The sequence below is a fragment of the Peribacillus sp. FSL K6-1552 genome (assembly GCF_038005205.1).
Taxonomy (GTDB): Bacteria; Bacillota; Bacilli; order Bacillales; family DSM-1321; genus Peribacillus; species Peribacillus butanolivorans.
Genome location: NZ_JBBOST010000001.1, coordinates 912,111 through 929,404 on the forward strand (window position 1 = coordinate 912,111; position 17,294 = coordinate 929,404).

Consider the following 17,294-nt stretch of genomic DNA (forward strand, 5'->3'; position numbering starts at 1 on the left):
AGATATTGGAGAAGGTAAAGAGGGGTCACTTCAGGAAAAGCGTCCTGCTTTTTCTGGGCATTTGTGGAACAATCCCTTTAGTAAGCGGGTGTTGGGATCGAGTGGAAATCAATGATTTGGCGATTGTCACAGCAGCGGCCATCGAAAAAAAGGAAGATAATCAAATCGAGCTATCCATCCAAGTATTTATCCCTAAGTCATTAAGCAGCGGAGGCGGTCAAGGCGGGCCAGGTGGAGGAGGTGGAGTACCTACAACATTGGTGAGATCCGAAAAAGGATCCAATATTTCAGATGCATTGTCTAAGCTTCAAAGCAAGATTCCACGCAAAATTTTTTGGGGACAATGTAAAGTATTTGTATTCGGCGAAAAGGTAGCAAAGGAAGGAATAAAAGAGCATCTGGATTTCTTGCTGCGCCATCCGCAGCCAAGGGAGAGAGCATATGTGTATGTCAGCAAAGGAAAAGCTAAGCCTATCCTTGATTCATTGCCTCCTCTAGAAACCTATTCAGGGGAGGTGATGAGGGAACTAACTGATTTACATATAGGGATGCGGGTCACATTACAGAACTTAGATGAAATGTTAACGGGTAAATCTCACGCTGCTGCACTTCCGTTAATTGACATTTTACCGCCTGGGAAAGGTCAAAAGAAATTACAAGGGATTCCTTACATTGTCGGAGCAGCCGTGTTAAATAAAGATAAAATGACTGGCACGATGACGGAAAAAGAAACAAGAGGGATATTGTGGTTAAGAGATGAAATAGAATCCTACACAGTGACCCTAAAACCCAAAGGTGAAAAAGGGGAGATATCTTTAAATCCTGTGTCGGCACAAGTCAAGCTGGTTCCACAAATTCAAAATAAGAAATGGAAATTGCTAGTGAAGGTTAATACAGAAGGAACTGTTATTCAGAATGGAACGAATTTGATTCTTTCAAGTCCAAAAGCACTAAAGGATGCAGAAAGATCTTATCAAAAAGAGATAGAAAAGCGTATCGAGATGGCTTTTCTGCATACTCAGAATAAGAAAGCTGACATTATAGGGTTAGGTAAAGAATTCTATCGGAAATATCCTAAGCAGTTTAATAAAATCGAAAACCACTGGAATGAGAAATTTGAGGAGATTGAAGTGGAAATTGATGTTGTGGCACATATTCGCAGACAGGGCTATATAGACAAACCGGCGGGGCTGCCTGAGAAAGAGGTGAAGGACAAGTGAGATGGGGGACATTTTTGTGTACAACCGTAATTGTAGCTCTAATCATTTTGTATGAGTGGCCGAAAATGAAACAAAATCCTAAAAAAGACAAAATGGCTTTTTGTTCATTGCTCCTCATGGGTTTGGTTCTGTCCATGTTCAACATTCAACAAATGTCAGGACCCACTGCATGGATTGAAACTTTTTTTAAGCCGTTTGGAGAGTTTATGGAAAAGTAAAGGCCCATGATTGAGGCGGATATCGTTTACCTCATGCAGAGGAAAGGAGGAGGATGATGGAGAAAGGTAAAATTTCATCTCTGCAAATGGCGATCATGTTGTATCCTACGATTGTGGCTACAGCTATACTCGGGGCTCCAAGCATCACAGCAAAATATGCTCTAAATGATTTATGGCTGTCCCCCATTTTAGCTGCCCTCATCGGGTACGCGACGGTGTATATCGCTTATAAACTGCACAAACTTTATCCGAAACAAACGGTTATCCAATTCAGTGAACAAATTATTGGTCGGATTCCGGGGAAAATTCTCGGTTTTTTATACTTGTTTTTTTATATCCCTATCACGGGGGAAATCCTAAGAGGTTACGGAGACTTTATTGTCGACTCTTTTATGGTCAATACCCCGATTATCGTGATCATGGCATCGATGGTAATCCTTTGTGCACTTATCGTACGCGGAGGTATAGAGGTGTTAGGGAGAGCTGCCGAATTGTTTTTACCTGTTTTTATCTTTCCAATCTGTATCTTAATCATCCTACTGAGTGCAGATCTTGATTTTAAGAATATATTCCCGATATTGGGGAATGGGATTATGCCTCCACTAAAGGGTGCTATTATACCGGGTGGATGGTTCAGCGAGTTTTTTCTGATTATTTTTCTCCTCCCTTTTTTAGCGGATATGAAAAAAGGAATGAAATACGGGATGATGACTGTTTTTGCCGTGATGATGACGTTAGTTGTGGTAAACCTAATCGTTCTTTTTGTACTCGGTTCAACGACACCCTCTAAGGTATATCCTCTGATGAGCGTATCTCGATACATCAGGTTTGCCGACTTTTTTGAACATTTGGAGTCCGCCGTTATGGCCATTTGGGTAGTAGGAGCGTTTGTCAAAATTTCTGTGTTTTATTATGCGGCTGCTTTAAGTACCGCCCAGTGGCTGAATCTTTCCGACTATCGGCCTGTTGTATGGCCGATAGGGATTTTAATTGTAGAATTCAGCTTTTGGTCGTTTCCTAGCTCTATGGAAGTTAGTCGTTATGATATCATCGCCTTCCCTTTTCATGGAATTTTGATGCAAACGATTATTCCTCTGCTTTTGTTGGTGATTGCTTTTGTAAGGAAGCGAAATAAGGGAACGAAAACACGCTGAATTAGATTTTTTTTTGATATTGGTGGGGCTCGTTATATGGGCGAGAGCACTTATAAAACCGTTTAGAGAGTTTATGCAAAGTGAATCGATCTTTGGGCTGCGTGATTTCGATTTTCCATACTATCACAGAAAGGAGAAAGATGATGGAGAAAGGCAAAATTTCATCACTACAAATGGCAGTCATGATGTATCCAACTATCGTGGCTACCGCTATTCTTGGGATTCCAAGCGTCACAGCGAAATTTGCCAATACGGATTTTTGGCTTTCTCCTATTTTGGCGTCCCTCATGGGGTATGTGACGGTGTATATCGCATATAAACTGCACAAACTTTATCCGGAACAAACAGTTATCCAATTCAGTGAACATATCATTGGCCGATTAGCGGGGAAAATCATCGGTTTTATATTCTTGTTTTTTTATGTACAGATCACGGGAATCATTATCAAAGAGTATGCAGAATTTGTAGTGGACTCCTTTCTAATTAATACACCAATAATCGTGATCATGGGAACAATGACAGTCCTCTGTGCCTTCGTCGTACAAGGTGGTTTAGAAGGAATAGGGAGGGCTGCCCAATTATTTGTCCCTCTTTTTATATTTCCACTGCTTATTGCAATCATTTTGGTGTTCCCCGATTTTGAACTTAAGAATATATTCCCTATATTAGGGGAAGGGATTATGCCTCCAATCAAGGGTTCAATTGTTCCGGGTGGATGGTTCACGGAGTTTTTTCTTATGACTTTTCTCCTACCTTTTTTAGCGGATAAGAAAAAAGGAATGAAGTATGGAATGTTGACGGTCTTTGCTGTGATGATCACGTTAGTTGTGGTAAATCTTGTCGTTCTTTTTGTACTCGGAACAACGACACAAACTAAGGTTTATCCTCTGATGAACGTAGCTCGTTACATCAGTTTTGGCGAATTTTTTGAACATATGGAGTCCATCGTCATGGCCATTTGGGTAGTAGGGGCTTTTGTGAAAATTTCTGTGTTTTATTATGCAACTGTTTTAGGTACCGCACAGTGGTTAAATCTTTCGGATTATCGGCACGTTATATGGCCGTTAGGAATCTTAATGATAGTTTTCGGCTTTTGGTCAATGCCTAACTCAATGGACTTGGAGCGTTTTAACCTCGAAACTTTTCCTATTTATGCAGTATTAATACAAACCATTATTCCGCTGTCTTTATTGGTGATAGCTGTTATACGTAAAAGAAAAAGCAAACGAAATAGTAAGGGAATCAATTCAGGCTAATATTTCAGATTGTTGTCGTTTTATTTTTAATTTTTTTAGGCATTGAAAGGGAATAATGGTGATTCTTCCTAGAAATAACAGGTTAGCAGGTCGCAAAATATCGTTCTCAATAACAATAAAGTGTTTGCCAGCGGTACAGCCGGGTTCTTCCGTTATACCAGGGAAAATCAAATCCATGCATATTCCTGATACACACACGAAATTTATTTATGAGGGGCAAAACAAAGGAGTTAATTTTGTAGGAAGAGCTATGTTGAAACTAGGTAGCGAGAAAAGCAAAAATAAAGTAGTACAGGAATTTATGCAAAAGGTTGAACAAGAAGCGCTAAAAGCTTAGCGTATGGAGTGAAATTATTACTCTATGTTAATACAACGAATATGCTTTTTCATACATTCGATGTTAACAGTAAAACGGATACTGTAGTCTATCTCCTCTAAGAACTGAACGACTGGCCCCTGATAATGTTACCTGTTGAAATCTCTTCAAGCGTAAGTAATCAATAGTGATTTTCCTAAGCCTCCTTTATTTAGAGAAAGCTTGTCTTACTTTCTCCTTCTCCAATGTCTAATCCAATGATGGAGCCGATTTTTCATCCCTCCTGGATCAGATCTAGATTAACCTAGACCCCTCATTTTTAGTGCCTATATGCTTATGCTTCGACTATCAAAATACGTCTAGAGTTAAAACTCACTTGGGCAAGAAGAGATGATATAATTTGGATATATGTGATTATTTTACAAAATGATAGAATGTATCTACCAAATATTATATTTTTGGGGGAGGGGAAACAATGAGACATAATTTAGTAGAACATAAAGAGCATTTTCAGCGAGACGAATTAGAAGTTGCGCGCTGGATGAAAACGGATTTTGTTTTTTTGCGTAATACCACTACGTTAAAAGATGCAGCGGAGCTTCTTATAAAGAATCAATTGAATGAGGTACCGATTGTTGATGAACATCAACATTTTCTTGGTGTATTATCTTTATCTATGATTATGCAATCCTTGTTAAAAGACACTTCCCTAGCCGAGTCAATCGAAATACATTATGACCGGAGGATTAAACCGCTTTCCTTTCAAGAAATATTATCAGACATTTCGCCACTGACAAAAGCTAGTGTTCCTGTTGTTAATAATCAAAATATTTTGATAGGTGTGTTGACTCAGCATGAAATTTTAGAAGTTCTTGCCCAAACCTATCACAAAATGAACTTGCTAGAAACTAAGGTAGAATGGTTTAATGTTTGTTTTGATAATATTTATGAAGGCATTATTGTAGTTGATAAAAATGGTTTCGTCAAAATGATTAATAAAGCATATAGTAGTTATCTTGGGGTGGAACAAGGTGCAGCTATTGGTCAACATGTAGTAAGTGTAATAGAAGGAACCCGCTTACATATTGTTCTTCAAACCGGTATTCCAGAACGGAATCAAGTTCAATTTTTGCAAGGACAGGAAGTGGTTGCTCATCGTATTCCTATTTGGAGGAATAATGAAATAATCGGTGGGATAGGGATACTCGTTTTTCAAGGGGTATCTGAATTATATAGGATATTTGATAGAATCCAGGACTTACAAGTCACAAAAAATCCTTCACTTTCTAACATTAATATTGAACAACAGCCTCCAAAAGAGGATCCAATAACCTTTGCTCAAGTCATTGGTGAGAGTGAAAGCTTTGCACATGCAAAAAACATTGCTCGTCGTGCAGCAAAGTCACCTGCATCCATATTGATAACGGGTGAAAGTGGAGTAGGAAAAGAGATATTTACCCAGGCAATCCACTCCCTTAGTAATTACAGCGGAGGTCCTTTCATCAGTGTTAACTGTGCTTCTATACCTGAACAATTATTAGAATCGGAGCTATTTGGTTACGAAGAAGGGGCCTTTACTGGTTCAAAGAAAAAAGGGAAACCAGGGAAGTTTCTTTTAGCCCATAAAGGGACCCTTTTTCTCGATGAGATTGGTGATATGCCTTTACATATGCAATCAAAGATATTACGTGTCCTGCAAGAACGAGAAGTAGAACCAGTTGGTGGATCAAAGCCTATTTCTGTCGATTTCCGACTTATAGCTGCGACCAACCGTCCAATCGAGGATATGATAAAAAAAAATAAATTTCGAGAAGATCTTTATTATCGTTTGAATGTCATTCCCATCTATATTCCACCTTTAAGGGAAAGGAAAAATGATATTCCACTTCTTATTGGTCATTTTATTAAATTAATTTGTAAAAAATATAAGATACCATCTAAAGAGATTAGTAGAGAAACGGTAGCAGCTATGATGGAGTATGAATGGCCAGGAAATATCAGGGAGCTGGTGAATGTAATAGAAAGGCTAGTTACATTGGTAGAAGGCCATGATATTTATTTTGATGATTTTCAGCGCTATTTTTTAGAACAAAAAAAGCAGATTCCAGAATTCACAACAATGGAAAGAACAAAACTTGAAAGTTTTAACTCATTTGAAAGCCTTAAAAATGCAGGATTAAATAAGGAAAAAGAATTATTACTTCTAATTATTAAAGAAGAAAAGGGAAATAAAACACGTGCAGCAAAAAAATTAGGGATTTCAAGAGCTACTTTATACAATAAATTGAAGGAATATAACATAGAATTGTCTACTTGATTAGACACCTGAACAAAATATTTTACAACTGTATAATTAGTTATACAGTTTTTTAGTTTGAAAATAAAATAATTGTGTGTTTTCACATAAATCAAATGTGGCACAGTTATTGCATTGTTTATAGGTAAGAGTCGAATCAAAAAAACTAAATAATGGTGGAGGTGCTTAATGGTCATTAGCTTTATAGGATTTTTTGCCGCCTTAATTTTATTAATTATTTTTACTATGCGAGGAGTTAATATCATCATTGCTGCATTAGTATCTTCAGCAATCCTAGCATTAACAAGCGGGTTGCCTTTGGAGAAAGCGCTTACAGTGAATTACATGGATGGGTTCACCGGATATTTTGCTTCATGGTTTCTAGTATATTTACTTGGAGCTGTGTTTGGAAAGGTGATGGAAGAAACGAAAGCCGCAGACGCAATTGCAGAATGGATAAAAATCAAAGTAGGTGCTAACCGAGCGGTGTTTGCTGTTGTTACAGCTTGTGCTTTGATGACCTATGGTGGAGTAAGTATTGCCATCGTCGCATTTTCGGTATATCCAATTGCAGTCTCTTTATTTAAAGCAGCAAATCTGCCTCATCGATTTATTCCAGGTGCTATTGTATTTGGATCTATCTCATTCTCAATGACTTCACCAGGATCACCAGAAGTTCAGAATTTGATACCTATGGAGTTCTTTAATACTCAGCCAACAGCAGGTGGTTTGATTGGTGTTATCATTGCTGTATTTATTATGATTCTAGGTGGTTTTTGGCTTAAGAGCATGGTCTCTAAAGCAGTGAAAGATGGAGAGTTTTTCAATTTGCCGAATTCGGAAACGGGTGGGGCAGCATTAGCAGAAACAGCAGCTACGGTAGAAATGAAAAAGGACGAAAAATTACCGAATATTCTGATTGCTATTTTACCCTTGGTTGTAGTAGTCATTGTTTTGAATATCGTGTCAAAGTTTCTTTCTCCAACTGGTGCAGCGTTAGTGGCTTTATTTTTAGGGGTTATCGTTGGGCTTGTACTGATGAATAAATATACCCGGAAATATGGCATGATTTTTGGTAAAGGAAGTGAAAACGCTATCATTGCAACTGCGAATATCTGTGGAGTTGTTGGTTTCGGTGCAGTTGCAAAAGAGTCACAAGCATTTACATATATAGTAGATTCGCTTGTTGGTATGCCTGGAATGGCTTATGCAGGATTAGCGGCTGCTGTGACGATTATTGCTGGTGTTACAGGCTCAGCATCAGGTGGACTGGGAATCGCACTTCCAATTTTGGCTCCTCTTTATAATGCACAAGGGTTAGATCCAGGGGCAATGCACCGTATTTCGTCACTTGCTTCTGGTGGACTTGATTCGCTTCCCCATAACGGTTATGTGGTCACAACCATTAGAGTAGTAAGTAATGAGACACATAAACGGGCTTATAAGCCAATTTTTATTCTGAGTGTTGTTGTTCCAATGATCGCATTGGTTTTAGCGGTCTTGTTATATACAATTTTTTATTAACATGAAAACAATTAATAAATATGGAGGGAACTATATGAAGGAATTTCAAACAATAGCTTTTATTGGTTTAGGAAATATGGGACTGCCCATGGCTACTAATCTTGTGAAAGCTGGATATACCGTTTACGGTGTGGATACAAATTCTGAAGCAGAAAAGAAGTTTTCACAAGATGGTGGAAAAATAGGTGTCCCTACTGAGCTTTTGGCTAAGCAGGTAGACATTGTCATGACAAGTCTTCCTACTCCACAAATTGTTGAGAAAGTCTACTTAGGAGATGGTGGAATCGTTGAAAACGCAGATTCTGCTCTAACTATTATTGATTTTAGTACCATTTCTCCTCAATTAAATGAAAAGATATATGCCATTACCAAGGAGAAAGGAATCGACTATCTTGGAGCACCAGTAAGTGGAAGCGTTTCTGGGGCAGTAAATGGCACCCTAACGATCATGGTGGGTGGAGACAAAAAGGTTTATGAACAAGCTCTGCCATTACTGAGAGTATTGGGTGACAATCCATTTCATTTAGGTGAAAGTGTGGGTGTGGGGACCGTTATTAAACTATTAAATAACTTAATGATTGGTTTTTATACACAAGCTGTCGCAGAGGCTGTTGCCCTTGGAGAACAAATGGGTGTGAAAGCAGATACGATTTATGATGTTTTAAGTGTTAGTTTCGGTCAAAGCAGAATATATGAAAGAAACTATAAAGGTCATATTGCACAAAACGACTTTAATCCAGGTTTTTCAACAAATCTCTTATTAAAAGATTTAAAGCTGGCAAAACAAATGGCAGACGAAAACCAGACTCCATTGCCAATTGGGGATAAATTAATTGATTTATATTCCGAGGCTGTGGAAAAAGGATATGGCGAGCAGGATATGGCATCTGTATATCTAATGGTCAAGGAATTAATAGCAAGTAAAAATGATGGTTTAGTATCTAATAAAAATTAGGAGGAATAAAAATGACTACAATTAAAAATGATACAAAGAAATTAACACATTTTATTGGCGGAGAAATGAAAGCGGGCAAAAGTGAACGCTTTGGTAATGTGTATAGTCCTTCAACGGGTGAAGTAATTAATTTGTGTCCATATGCTTCTGTAGAAGATGTGAATGAGACAGTTGATGTGGCACATGCGGCATTTACAGCATGGAAAAATACCTCTGTCGGAAAAAGAGTGGAGGTCATCCACCGTTTCAGAAGTCTTTTAGTAGAAGAAACAGAAAGACTTGCCAATATAATAGGTTTGGAAAATGGGAAAACGATCGATGATGCAAAAGGGGAAATTAGTAGAGGGATTGAATCTGTTGATTTCGCTATTAACGCTCCGCATATGTTAAAAGGTGAATATTCGGTCAATGTTGGGGGAAATATCAATGCTTTCTCCATGAAACAACCTTTAGGTGTGGTTGCAGCGATCTCTCCATTTAATTTCCCGGCAATGGTGCCGCTTGCGATGACGACGATGGCAGTTGCATGTGGTAATGCAGTGATTTTGAAACCATCTGAACGTGTTCCGAATGCTGCTTTATTCATCTCAGAATTATGGGAAAAAGCTGGTTTGCCAGATGGGATTTGGAGCGTTATTAATGGTGATAAAGAGGCAGTTGATGCCATACTTAAAAATCAAAAAGTACATGCTATCTCTTTTGTAGGTTCCACGAGGGTAGCTGAATATATTTATCACGAGGGATGCCGAAATAATAAACGAGTCGCTGCTTTTGGTGGCGGAAAGAATCATATGATCATTATGCCTGATGCTGATTTAGATCAAGCGGTTAATGCCTTCCTAGGTGCTGCGTATGGATCGGCTTCCCAACGTTGTATGGCAATTTCAGCAGCAATGCCAATTGGCGAAAAAACAGCTGAAGCATTCGTGGCAAAATTAAAAACTCGTGTTGAAGAATTAAAAGTGGGAGCATATAACGACGAGAATGCAGACTTCGGAGCCGTTATTACTCAAGAATCGAAAAATACAATCATCAAGTATATAGATGAAAGTCTTGAAGAAGGCGCAGAATTATGTGTGGATGGTCGAAATCCAGAAATTTGCGAAACAAACAAAGGTTTTTATTTAGGAGCAACACTGTTGGATCATGTTACTCCTGAAATGAAAATTTATCGTGATGAAGTGTTTGGCCCAGCTCGTATTGTAGTACGTGTTAATAACTTAGATGAAGCTATTGCATTAGTTAATAATCACGAATTTGGGAATGGTGTCACGATCTTTACAGAAAGCGGTGCTGCTGCTAGAAAATTTTCTGAACAAATTGAAGTAGGGATGGTAGGAATAAACGTACCTATTCCAATCCCAGTAGGATATCACAACTTTGGTGGATGGAAACGTTCAAAATTTGGAGAAGGCCACATGTTTGGCCCAGACACCGTCCGCTTTTTCACAAAAACCAAAACCGTTTCAGAAAGATGGCCTGAATCTAAAGAAATCGAAAATAAAACGGATTTTTCTTTTCCAAGTAATTAATTAAAGTAATGCCCCGTTCGAAAAAGCACCCTTTTTCGAACGGGGATTTTTTATATGAAATATTTTCTAAATATATATAGAAGAAACTAGCAAAAAAAGCATCTGTTTAAGCAGATGCTTTTTGAGTTGATTTAGAAAAAAGGAAAGATAAAGTGCTACTACTTATTGAATAATGAATACCTTGATAGAACTGTATTCGGTTTGTTAAAAGATGAATAACTTACTGATAAATAATAAAAATCTTGCTTAGTTATTAATATTCTTGGCCTTACAAGGGAAAAACCATTTTCAAATAGAGGTAGGAAAATGTCTTTTTATCATTTCCCGCCAGAAGACTCCCTCTTCAAGCGTGTGAAGGGCGAGAGCACAACGGTAAGGGGGAGATGAATGGTGGGTAGTTCAATGCTGTGTCTCCATTCGGTTTAAACAAAATTCTAAATCATTCTGCAGGTGTTCTTTCATTAACCGCTCCGCTTCGTCTCCGTTATGAAGAAGGATGGCCTTGTAAATATCATGATGTTCCTCAATCAAAAACGGCCGTTTATGATAGACAACTGTTTTCCGGAACAAATAAATAATGGACTGCATTCGGTCAATTATATCGATCATCATAGGATTGTTAGTTGCGCCTACAATAATATCATGAAATTCATTATTCGCTGACATTACTTCTTCCGTATTACCTGTGCTGCCAATATCCACGCACTCTTTGAGCTTTACAAGCGCTTCTTCCGTCATGAAACTAGCACAATGGCGTGCTGCAAATCCTTCCAGTAATATTCGTACCTGAAAAATATGACGAAGATCCATATCGCTTGGGTTCACAACGCGTTTTTGTTTAATAAGCCCTTCCTGTTCGAGTTTACGAATGGATTCACGCACTGGCGTCCGGCTAATACCAATTTCTTCTGCTAGCCTTTCCTCGACCAGCTTCGTTCCACGTTCTAATTCTCCGTTCAATATCCGATCTCTTATATATTCATAAGCCTGTACATAGGCATGAACGTTATCTTTTTTTACCAATACAATCGTCTCCCGAATCATGATTTGTTCTTACCTTAAAGTATAAGTTTAAGTAGGGTTATTTAAAAGTATAATTTTTTTGTATACATTTTTTTAAAAAATGTATACAAAATTATAAAAAATGTGTACAATCGATTATAAGGTTTTGAAAACGCTTTATAAGTCAAGTTTTGGACTGAGCATTGGGAAAAGGTCCTCTCATATAAAAGTAGCTGCACTTAAGCAGTTTTGTCTAAAAAACACATTAAAAGTGTTATTAGAAGAAGGGGGAATTGGAATTGATTAAAAAAATTGGATTTATTGGATTGGGTATCATGGGAAAACCAATGTCATTTAATTTACTTAAAGCAGGTTACGAATTAACTGTTTACGATATTAATACGCAAACTGTGGAGGCGCTTGTAGAAGCAGGGGCAAAAGCAGGTACACCAACTGAAATGGGTGAGACATGTGATGTCATTATTACGATGCTGCCTGCTTCTCATCATGTGAAACAAGTCGTGCTTGGTGAAAATGGTATTTTGGAAACGGCTACAGAAGGAACGGTAATCATTGATATGAGCTCTATTTCACCGGTCGTATCGGTTGAAATTGCAAATGAAGCCGCTAAACAGGGTGTTGAAATGATGGATGCTCCGGTAAGCGGCGGTGAACCGAAAGCGGTCGACGGGACGCTGGCGATAATGGTTGGTGGAAAAGAAAGCGTATTCGAATCTGTTAAAGATGTTCTCCACTCTATAGGGATGGATGTTACATTAGTTGGCAAGAATGGCAGCGGTGTCACAGCAAAATTGGCGAATCAAATTATCGTTAACCTAAACATCGCGGCTATGTCTGAAGCACTTGTTCTTGCAGCAAAAGCGGGTATTGATGTGGAAAAAATGTATCATGCAATTCGCGGCGGTCTTGCTGGAAGCGCTGTACTCGATGCAAAGGTACCTCTTATTCTTGACAGGAACTTCGTAGCCGGAGGACGAATTGATATTAATTTAAAAGACATCACAAACGTAATGGAAACAGCTCATGAAATCGGAGTTCCACTTCCACTATCAAGCCAGCTTCTGGAAATTTTTCATGCGCTTAAAGTAGACGGAAAAGCGGGCGATGACCATAGCGGTATCGTGCAGTATTATGAAAAACTGGCAAACGTGGAAGTAAGGAGGGTGTAAATTGACAGTGACTTATTCAAACAATTTAAACGTAAAGAATACATTTGCCAATCTGCCGACAGTTCCGGATGAAATGGTTGTAAATGAACTACTCGCAAAGGAACTGCAAGATTTCAATAAAAAAATCATCGTTCTTGATGATGATCCAACGGGAGTTCAAACCGTTCACGGTATTTCCGTTTATACAGATTGGTCGGCTGAAAGTATCGAAGCGGGATTCGCTGAAGAGAATTCAATGTTTTTCATTTTGACAAATTCGAGAGGCTTTACAGCTGCTGAAACTGAACAAGCACATAAGGAAATCGCAAATGTCATCCAGCACACAGCTGAAAAGCAAAACAAAGAATTCATCATTATCAGTCGTGGGGACTCAACGCTGCGTGGTCATTATCCTCTTGAAACAGAGGTGTTGAAAGAGACGGTCGAAGCACAATCAGATATGCAGTTTGATGGAGAAGTCATCATGCCCTTTTTTAAAGAAGGCGGTCGCTTTACGATTAATAACATTCATTACGTGCAGGATGAACATGCCTTAGTGCCGGCTGGTGAAACTGAATTTGCGAAAGACAGGACATTTGGTTACAAATCGTCGCATCTCGGTGAATGGGCAGAAGAAAAGTCAAACGGAGCATTTAAAGCGGAAGATGCTGTGTATCTGTCGCTAGAAAGCATTCGGGATCTTGATATTGATGGATTAGTTAGTCAACTGATGGAAGTTAAAGATTTTAATAAGATCATTGTTAATGCGGTTGAATATGTTGATGCAAAAGTCGTGGTGATTGCATTAATCCGAGCCCTAAAAGCAGGCAAGCATTTCATGTTCCGGAGTGCAGCGGCTTTAACAAAAATCATCGGAGGCGTGAGTGACAAAGCACTTTTAACGAAAGAAGAACTTATGAAAGACCATTCTGATCATGGCGGTCTGATTATGATTGGCTCACATGTGAAAAAAACAACGGAGCAATTTGAAGCTCTTCAAACATGTAATTTCATTGAGTTCATCGAATTCGATGTCCACCTCGTGCTGTATCCGGATAAGTTTGAAGCGGAAATTCAACGGATTATAGAGAAGAGCGAGGAACTTATTCGTAAAGGCCAAACGGTTGCAGTATATACGAAGCGGGAGCGTCTTGATCTTGGTGAAAACAAAAAAGAAGAAGAATTGAAGCTGTCAGTGAAGATATCCGATGCTGTGACAAGCATCGTCAAGCGTCTTGAAGTACGTCCAAGTTTTATTATTGCCAAAGGCGGCATTACTTCAAGTGATATAGGGACGAATGGCCTTAGCGTTAAGCGAGCAACGGTAGCTGGTCAAATAAAGCCTGGTATTCCGGTCTGGTTGACTGGGAGCGAAAGCAAATTTCCTGGGATAGCTTATGTGATTTTTCCCGGAAATGTTGGGTCAAGAACAACCTTAAAAGAAGTGGCAGAACTGCTGCATCAGTAAGTTGAGCGGCATTTGCCGCTTACAAGGGAGATTGTAAGCGAATACAAATAGAAAGGCGGCATAGGCATGCTTGTCAATACGAAAGAAATTCTTTCTGCAGCACAAAATGGGAAATATGGTGTTGCTGCGTTTAATGTATATAATCTCGAAACCGTACAAGCAGCTATTACTGTTGCAAAAAAAGAAAATCATCCGGTTATCATTGCACTAGGAGAGCGATATTTTGATACGGTCGATGTGGAAGGCTTTGCAGCATTAGTAAAAACACTCGCAGGGAAATCTTCCGTTCCAGTTTCTCTTCACCTTGATCATGCGTATGAAAAGGAATCGATTATTCGGGCAATCAGGTGCGGTTTTACATCGGTCATGTATGATGGTTCAAAATATGAGCTTGCGGAAAATATCCGCCTTACAAAAGAAATCACGGAGATTGCACATATGGCGGGTGTCAGTGTAGAAGCTGAAATTGGATCGGTTGCCCGCGGCGCTTTTTCAGATGAAGAAGAAGGAGACGGCACATTGACAGATCCAAAGTCTGCTAAAGAGTTTGTCGAGGAAACAGACGTTGATTTTCTAGCTGCCTCAATCGGAACAGTACACGGGATGTACACGGGAAAACCGAATATTGACCTAGATCTATTAGAGGAGATTCGCCAGCTAGTTGGTATCCCTCTCGTTCTTCATGGTGGATCTGGTACACCAGACGAGATTATCAAGCAGGCTGTTGCAAGAGGGATATGCAAAGTAAATGTAAATACAGAGGTATCGTTGGCGGCCACATCGTATTTAAATCAGGCTTTTGAACAGGAACAGAAGGCGGCTCATCTATCGGCTATTATGGCGGGTATGCAAGAAGCGATGGAACCGGTCATGACGAAATTTGTCCGGTTACTTAAAAATTAAAACGTGATTTAGAAGAGAAGTGAAGTGAAGTGAAAGAGTTGGTTGACGCTGGAGCAACAGCAGCCAACTCTCACTTAAAAGAAAAGGGGGATAAAAAATGCCGATATTATCTATCTGTATAGGGGTTGCCCTATTGCTAGTATTAATGCTTGCTTTTAAATTAAACGCTTTCATATCCTTGCTTATTGTTTCCTTAGTAGTGGGGATCTTGGAAGGGATGACACCGAATGCTGCAATGGCATCCATCCAAAGTGGTTTGGGTGGAACGCTTGGTAATCTCACTATAATCATCGTCTTTGGTGCGATACTCGGTAAGTTGATGACCGATTCTGGTGGGGCCCAACGAATAGCGATGACACTCATCAAAGCATTTGGGAAAAAGAGAGTTCAACTAGCTGCTGTTCTTACAGCTTCTGTTGTTGGGATCGCCCTTTTCTTTGAAACAGGAGTCGTCGTTTTGATTCCATTAGTATTTACGATTGCTATTGCAGCAGGAGTACCTGTATTGTATATCGGTATGCCTGTTATAGCTGCTCTTATCACGATGCATGGATTTGTTCCTCCACATCCAGGACCAACAGCGGTAGCCAGTGTATTTGAGGCAAATTTGGGTAAGACCTTAATATACGGGATCATCATTGCGATTCCTGCCATTATTATTGGTGGGCCGTTATTTACGAAATTGTTTAATAAAGAAGATTTGGAAGCGGATATTCCAAAAGAGCTATTTAATCCTAAAGAATTTAAAGAGGAAGAAATGCCAGGGTTTGTAACCAGTCTTCTTACATCCCTCATGCCGGTGATTCTGATAGCCATTAAAGTGTTTGTAGAAATCTTTATGCCTAAATCATCGATTATGCCAGTTGTTGATTTTATAGGTAATCCGGCTGTGGCTCTTTTAATCTCTGTTATTCTTGCCATTTTTACCTTTGGTCTTAATCGAGGTAAAAAAATGAATGAAATCATGAAATCCCTTACAGACTCGGTCAGCGGAATAGCTATGATTCTATTAATCATAGCTGGTGGCGGTGCGTTCAAACAAGTACTGATAGACAGTCATATTGATCAATATATCGCAGGTATCATGGCTGAATCAACGCTTTCTCCATTAATCCTTACTTGGCTAATAGCTGCTATCCTAAGGGTAGCCATTGGGTCTGCTACCGTAGCTGGTATGACTGCGGCTGGGATTGCAGCACCTCTTGTCGGGGCCACAGGTGTAAGTCCAGAACTTATGGTTTTAGCTGCTGGGGCAGGAAGTATAACTTTCTCTCATGTGAATGATGCAGGTTTTTGGATTTACAAGGAATACTTTAACCTTTCAATAGGTAAAACCATTAAAACCTGGTCCGTTATGGTCACCATTATTTCACTAGTAGGACTGGCTGGTGTACTCATCATCAATATGTTCTTATAATAGAAAATAGAAAACCCCTATTCTTTCTATAATGTTATAGAAAGGATAGGGGTTTTTTTATGGTTCAACAAGAATTCTTTTATTTTCATCCATAATTTCGGCAAAGAATCCACCAGGTTACTATATGAATCCTTTAAGTATTTACTTTTCGTTGCGATATTACCATGTCCAGCTAGTCTTTTTTTCTTATCCCTTACTTTTAAGTTTTTTAAGAAATAAAATACCCCAATAGCCTATTATCACACCCACTGTATTTAAAATTACATCGTCAATATCTGTGCTACAAAAAATTGAAAAACTTCAGCTATACAAGTGACACTTAGACCTAACAAAAATATTTTTTTAAAAGAAACTCATCTTTCCCAGATTAACGGCACGAAAAAAACCATTGGTGAAAATAAAAGCATATTTGCAGAAATATTCAAAAGTGATATACTGCCCCAATCGTCTACGTTCGCATTTAATTCAAAAAAATATTGATAGAGAGTGTGAAAAGGTATTAAATTTATTTTTGAAATATCACTTGATAAATCAAAATAGAGTTCACCTGTATCACTAATAATCCCCATATCCCATCTAGGAATGACTGTTTGTGAGGCTAAACCAACAATATATAAGACGAAAATTGTTTAAACTACCTCATTTTAAACTTTTTATTTGTTTTTGTGTTTTTTAATAGTGCGACTATCATATATCCTATCATATGCTTTATATACATAATTACTAAGCACATAGTTCCCCGCTTAACCTAAATCAATGAATATAGGTGGTTTACCACAATCTAACGGAATATGTGAAAATTTAGATGGAACTATTGTACACTATATATTGTATTTACAATATATAGTGTACAATAGTTCCAAA

14 protein-coding genes are annotated in these 17,294 nt (G+C 38.6%); 13 read left to right on the top strand and 1 reads right to left on the bottom strand.

What is annotated here, in order from left to right; translation table 11 throughout:
- The first annotated feature begins 5 nt into the window (after positions 1–5).
- The 9 genes from NST21_RS04420 (at position 6) to NST21_RS04460 (ending at position 10,471) form a co-directional block, all read left to right on the top strand.
- The gene (locus NST21_RS04420; protein ID WP_340887931.1) at positions 6–1,220 is read left to right on the top strand and encodes a Ger(x)C family spore germination protein; all 1,215 of its coding nucleotides are present in this window, start codon (positions 6–8) and stop codon (positions 1,218–1,220) included.
- Positions 1,221–1,234: 14 nt separating this feature from the next.
- Positions 1,235–1,438, top strand: a complete 204-nt coding sequence (locus tag NST21_RS04425; RefSeq protein ID WP_340887932.1) for a hypothetical protein — start codon at positions 1,235–1,237, stop codon at positions 1,436–1,438.
- Positions 1,439–1,494: 56 nt separating this feature from the next.
- On the top strand, positions 1,495–2,592 hold the full coding sequence (locus NST21_RS04430; RefSeq protein WP_340887934.1) for a GerAB/ArcD/ProY family transporter: 1,098 nt from the start codon (positions 1,495–1,497) through the stop codon (positions 2,590–2,592).
- 143 nt (positions 2,593–2,735) lie between these two features.
- A complete protein-coding gene (locus tag NST21_RS04435) occupies positions 2,736–3,848 on the top strand; it encodes a GerAB/ArcD/ProY family transporter (protein ID WP_340887936.1) in 1,113 nt (370 codons plus the stop codon).
- Between the two features lie 175 nt (positions 3,849–4,023).
- The gene (locus NST21_RS04440) at positions 4,024–4,185 is read left to right on the top strand and encodes a hypothetical protein (RefSeq protein WP_340887938.1); all 162 of its coding nucleotides are present in this window, start codon (positions 4,024–4,026) and stop codon (positions 4,183–4,185) included.
- A gap of 454 nt (positions 4,186–4,639) precedes the next feature.
- Positions 4,640–6,481 carry a sigma 54-interacting transcriptional regulator gene (locus NST21_RS04445; RefSeq protein ID WP_340887940.1) on the top strand — a complete coding sequence of 614 codons (1,842 nt, stop codon included), beginning with the start codon at positions 4,640–4,642 and terminating at the stop codon, positions 6,479–6,481.
- A 168-nt stretch (positions 6,482–6,649) separates the two neighbouring features.
- Positions 6,650–7,984, top strand: coding sequence for a GntP family permease (locus NST21_RS04450; protein ID WP_116821479.1), 1,335 nt, complete (start codon positions 6,650–6,652; stop codon positions 7,982–7,984).
- 34 nt (positions 7,985–8,018) lie between these two features.
- Positions 8,019–8,939, top strand: coding sequence for an NAD(P)-dependent oxidoreductase (locus NST21_RS04455; protein WP_340887942.1), 921 nt, complete (start codon positions 8,019–8,021; stop codon positions 8,937–8,939).
- 11 nt (positions 8,940–8,950) lie between these two features.
- Positions 8,951–10,471, top strand: coding sequence for a CoA-acylating methylmalonate-semialdehyde dehydrogenase (locus NST21_RS04460; protein WP_340887944.1), 1,521 nt, complete (start codon positions 8,951–8,953; stop codon positions 10,469–10,471).
- 399 nt (positions 10,472–10,870) lie between these two features.
- Here NST21_RS04460 and NST21_RS04465 read toward each other — a convergent pair whose 3' ends face one another.
- Positions 10,871–11,494: a GntR family transcriptional regulator gene (locus NST21_RS04465; RefSeq protein ID WP_235569614.1), complete on the bottom strand. Its 624-nt coding sequence runs from the start codon at positions 11,492–11,494 to the stop codon at positions 10,871–10,873.
- Positions 11,495–11,772: 278 nt separating this feature from the next.
- Here NST21_RS04465 and garR point away from each other — a divergent pair, with 278 nt between their 5' ends.
- The 4 genes from garR (at position 11,773) to NST21_RS04485 (ending at position 16,430) form a co-directional block, all read left to right on the top strand.
- Positions 11,773–12,663 carry a 2-hydroxy-3-oxopropionate reductase gene (gene garR / locus NST21_RS04470; protein ID WP_340887946.1) on the top strand — a complete coding sequence of 297 codons (891 nt, stop codon included), beginning with the start codon at positions 11,773–11,775 and terminating at the stop codon, positions 12,661–12,663.
- A 73-nt stretch (positions 12,664–12,736) separates the two neighbouring features.
- The gene (locus NST21_RS04475) at positions 12,737–14,110 is read left to right on the top strand and encodes a four-carbon acid sugar kinase family protein (RefSeq protein ID WP_340892451.1); all 1,374 of its coding nucleotides are present in this window, start codon (positions 12,737–12,739) and stop codon (positions 14,108–14,110) included.
- A 66-nt stretch (positions 14,111–14,176) separates the two neighbouring features.
- Positions 14,177–15,013, top strand: coding sequence for a class II fructose-bisphosphate aldolase (locus tag NST21_RS04480; protein WP_340887948.1), 837 nt, complete (start codon positions 14,177–14,179; stop codon positions 15,011–15,013).
- Positions 15,014–15,110: 97 nt separating this feature from the next.
- Entirely contained in the window at positions 15,111–16,430 is a 1,320-nt protein-coding gene (locus NST21_RS04485) for a gluconate:H+ symporter (protein ID WP_340887951.1), read from the top strand.
- Positions 16,431–17,294 lie beyond the last annotated feature (864 nt).

Coding starts and splice junctions, on each gene's coding strand:
- NST21_RS04430 (WP_340887934.1), top strand. CDS start 1,495: ATGGAGAAAGGTAAAATTTCATCTCTGCAAATGGCGATCATGTTGTAT.
- NST21_RS04435 (WP_340887936.1), top strand. CDS start 2,736: ATGGAGAAAGGCAAAATTTCATCACTACAAATGGCAGTCATGATGTAT.
- NST21_RS04455 (WP_340887942.1), top strand. CDS start 8,019: ATGAAGGAATTTCAAACAATAGCTTTTATTGGTTTAGGAAATATGGGA.
- NST21_RS04445 (WP_340887940.1), top strand. CDS start 4,640: ATGAGACATAATTTAGTAGAACATAAAGAGCATTTTCAGCGAGACGAA.
- NST21_RS04480 (WP_340887948.1), top strand. CDS start 14,177: ATGCTTGTCAATACGAAAGAAATTCTTTCTGCAGCACAAAATGGGAAA.
- NST21_RS04460 (WP_340887944.1), top strand. CDS start 8,951: ATGACTACAATTAAAAATGATACAAAGAAATTAACACATTTTATTGGC.
- NST21_RS04485 (WP_340887951.1), top strand. CDS start 15,111: ATGCCGATATTATCTATCTGTATAGGGGTTGCCCTATTGCTAGTATTA.
- NST21_RS04450 (WP_116821479.1), top strand. CDS start 6,650: ATGGTCATTAGCTTTATAGGATTTTTTGCCGCCTTAATTTTATTAATT.
- NST21_RS04475 (WP_340892451.1), top strand. CDS start 12,737: ATGGTTGTAAATGAACTACTCGCAAAGGAACTGCAAGATTTCAATAAA.
- NST21_RS04440 (WP_340887938.1), top strand. CDS start 4,024: ATGCATATTCCTGATACACACACGAAATTTATTTATGAGGGGCAAAAC.